Source organism: Winogradskyella sp., assembly GCF_013042245.1.
Taxonomy (GTDB): Bacteria; Bacteroidota; Bacteroidia; order Flavobacteriales; family Flavobacteriaceae; genus Winogradskyella.
In genome coordinates this window covers 1-3,350 of sequence record NZ_JABDQL010000022.1, presented here as the reverse complement: position 1 = coordinate 3,350, position 3,350 = coordinate 1, and the positions used below count along the sequence as shown (strand labels likewise).

General features: G+C 33.2%; 3 protein-coding genes. 2 read left to right on the top strand and 1 reads right to left on the bottom strand.

Annotation, left to right across the window (positions count from 1 at the left end; translation table 11 throughout):
* The first annotated feature begins 283 nt into the window (after positions 1 to 283).
* Both HKP48_RS01570 and HKP48_RS01565 read left to right on the top strand, forming a co-directional pair.
* A complete protein-coding gene (locus HKP48_RS01570) occupies positions 284 to 1,387 on the top strand; it encodes a heparan-alpha-glucosaminide N-acetyltransferase domain-containing protein (RefSeq protein WP_296342122.1) in 1,104 nt (367 codons plus the stop codon).
* A gap of 14 nt (positions 1,388 to 1,401) precedes the next feature.
* Complete coding sequence (locus HKP48_RS01565; RefSeq protein WP_296342120.1) at positions 1,402 to 2,118, top strand: alpha/beta hydrolase; 717 nt, start codon at positions 1,402 to 1,404, stop codon at positions 2,116 to 2,118.
* Positions 2,119 to 2,294: 176 nt separating this feature from the next.
* Here HKP48_RS01565 and HKP48_RS01560 read toward each other — a convergent pair whose 3' ends face one another.
* Positions 2,295 to 3,221, bottom strand: a complete 927-nt coding sequence (locus HKP48_RS01560; RefSeq protein WP_296342119.1) for a LysR family transcriptional regulator — start codon at positions 3,219 to 3,221, stop codon at positions 2,295 to 2,297.
* Positions 3,222 to 3,350: the final 129 nt, after the last annotated feature.

Genomic DNA, 3,350 nt, shown 5'->3' with positions numbered 1-3,350 from the left:
GGCTTATTGAAAAATCAGATATACAGAAAGCGAGTAAGGTGAGATCTACTAAAGGACTGAGTCTACATGTTTATGGACGATTAGCCGCAGCCTTTATAACACTAATATTTAACTCTTGATTCGCATTTATATTATAATTTGACCAGCATTGATAATTAAAAATTTACCTTCGCTTATCGACCGATATAGTTCATTAAAATGTAAATATATCTAACCGATAAGCGTAACTCCAAATCCCGATTTCCCTCAAATCCCTATATTTACTCCATTAACATAATTCATTTTGACATCCAACCAACGTCTCTATTTTATTGATTCTGTTCGTGCATTTGCTATTTTAATGATGCTGCAAGGGCATTTTATAGATAGTTTACTCTCGCCAGAGCATCGAGACCACTCTCATGTGGCTTACAAAATATGGTCTTATTTTAGAGGCATTACCGCACCAACATTTTTTACTATTTCTGGTTTAATTTTTACATATCTTTTACTAAAAGCTAAAGAAAAAGGTACTGTAAAATACCGTATGCGTAAAGGTCTTAATCGAGGAGTCATGCTTATTGGTATAGGTTATTTATTACGTATGTCTCTTTTAAGCTGGCTTACTGGTTATTTTGATACTTATTTTTTAGTAATTGATGTATTACAAATTATTGGTTTGTCATTAATAGGTATTGTCGGTCTTTATTATATCTGTCTTAAAAACGCAAGACTCTTTTCTATTTTAACTCTTGTTTTGGGCTGTTATATATTTGTATCAGAGCCACTTTATAGAAATCTGAGTTTAGAACATATACCTTTATTATTTTCTAATTATGTGTCTAAAGCTAATGGCTCGGTATTTACTATTATTCCATGGTTTGGCTACATGGCTTTTGGTGCTTACATCGCTACTGCTTTTTACAGGCATATAGAAAAACCCAACTTTAAACCTGTCACACTTTCGGTCTTTTTTATTGTTGGTTATTTCTTAATTGAATGGTCTTCCCACGCTTTGTTTTATTTAGGTAAATGGACGAATATTCAACTATTTTTGGATTCTGCCAACTACAACTATCTCTTTTCACGTTTGGGCAATGTATTTATCTATTTTGCCATATTTTATGGTTTGGAGCGTTATTTAAAACCGCCATTATTATTAAAGATTGGTCAGAAAACGTTATCTATTTATGTGATTCATTTTATTATCATTTATGGAAGTTTTACCGGCTTTGGTTTAAGTCAATTTATTGGTAAATCGTTAAGTCCTTGGCTAGCTGTTTTTGGTGCAGCCTTATTTCTAATCATAGTTTGTTTTATTTCATTCTATTATGTAAGGACTAACGCCTATATTTATGGAAAAATGAGACAATTATTTTATAAACTGAAAGCAAAGTTAAAGGCTTAACAACTGATGCAAATATGAAATACACTATTGTAATTTTTGTGCTATTTTTTATGATTCAATTTACTACCGCCCAAACCGAATACCTAGATTCACTTTATACGGTTAAGAAGACCACACACACCTATAAGAAATTTAATCGAAAAGACAGCTTAGAATTGGATTTCTATAGACCTATTGGAATAGAAAAAGAAATACCACTCCTACTCTATGTCCATGGTGGTGGATTTTCTGGTGGTCAACGCGATGATACAAATACTAAAGAATTTGCGTATGCTATGGCACAAAAAGGATATGCTGTAGCTTCAATATCATATCGTCTAATTAGGAAAAAACTTGGCTTTGGTTGCGATACCAAAACTAAAAATAAGATTGAGGCATTTGATACTGCTGCAGAAGACATAAGTTATGCCATAAAGTATATACTTAAAAATAAGTCAACTTTTAATGTAGATGAAAATAAAGTTATTATTTCAGGAACAAGTGCTGGTGCTGAAGCTGTTTTACATCTTACTTATGTTAACGACAACAAAATACTTCCTAAAAAATTCAAGCTAGCTGGTGTCATTGGTATGGCAGGTGCAATCATTTCACTTGACCAAATAGATGCTGAAAAAGCTATTCCAACGCAATTATTTCATGGGACAAATGATAATTTGGTACCCTATCATATTGCTGCACATCACTATTGCAATCCCAATGATAAGGGATATATGATTCTATATGGATCTTGAGCTATTGCAGACCGCCTAAAAGGTCTAGGCAAACCTTATTTTTTATTCTCTATAAATGGCGGAACACATAGTTGGTCTGGCATTCCAATGCGTAGATGTATCATTGAAGTGACAGACTTTATTTACTACGATGTGCTAAATAACTCTAAACGCCAAACCGAACGTACAATTGGTTTTTAATGATACTCGTCAAACCAATTAAAAGTATCGCTAATAATTCGGTTTTTTTCAGATATTACAAAGTTGTGATAAGCGCCAGCAATTGGCGACAGCTTTTTGGACTTTAGCCACACTAAATTCCAATGTGTAATAATAGGTAAATTTTCATGAGCTATGATATGAAGTTCTTTATCCTTTAATTCGTTTTTAAGACCTATCAATGGCATTATAGATAAGCCTAGACCAGCAATTAAAGCCTGTTTTAATGCCTCATTAGATGTCAATTCTATCTTTTTTTTCTGAGGAAAATTATTCTTTTTAATAAAATTTTCCATAGCATTTCGTGTTGCAGAACCTTGCTCACGATAAATTAACGGAAAAGATTCGAACAACATTTCTGGATTATACTCTGCGTCATGGTTGGCTTGGTGACCTCCAATAAGAAATAATCGGTTCTCCATCAATTCTTCAGTATTTAAATCTAAATGGTCTGGAAGTACCGAAACTAATGCAAAATCTACGTTGTTTTTTTCTAGACTTCTTATAACTCCATCTTTGTTAGTAACATCCATCTCTAAGTCAACACCTTTATTTTTGCGCATAAAATCCGTTAAGAAATAAGGCATAACATATTTTGCTGTAGAGACAATAGCTATTTTTAATCTACCTGCCAGTTGCCCTTTTTGGGAACGTGTTTTATAATTAATTAGTTCAATTTCATTAGTAATACGTTTTGCAACCTCTGCTATTTCATATCCAAAATCAGTGATGTAAAGTTGTCTCCCAAGAACCTCAGTAAGCGGAATGGAAAACTGATCTTGAAACTTCTTAAGCTGCATAGATACCGCAGGCTGACTGAGATACAACTCCTCAGAAGCACGCGTAATACTCTTAAGTTCTACAACTTTGAGAAAAATTTGGAGTTGGTGGAGCGTATAATTCATTAGTAATGCGAATCAAGAGTTAAATATTAGTGTTATAAAGGCTGCGGCTAATCGTCCATAAACATGTAGACTCAGTCCTTTAGTAGATCTCACCTTACTCGCTTTCTGTATATCTGATTTTTCAATAAG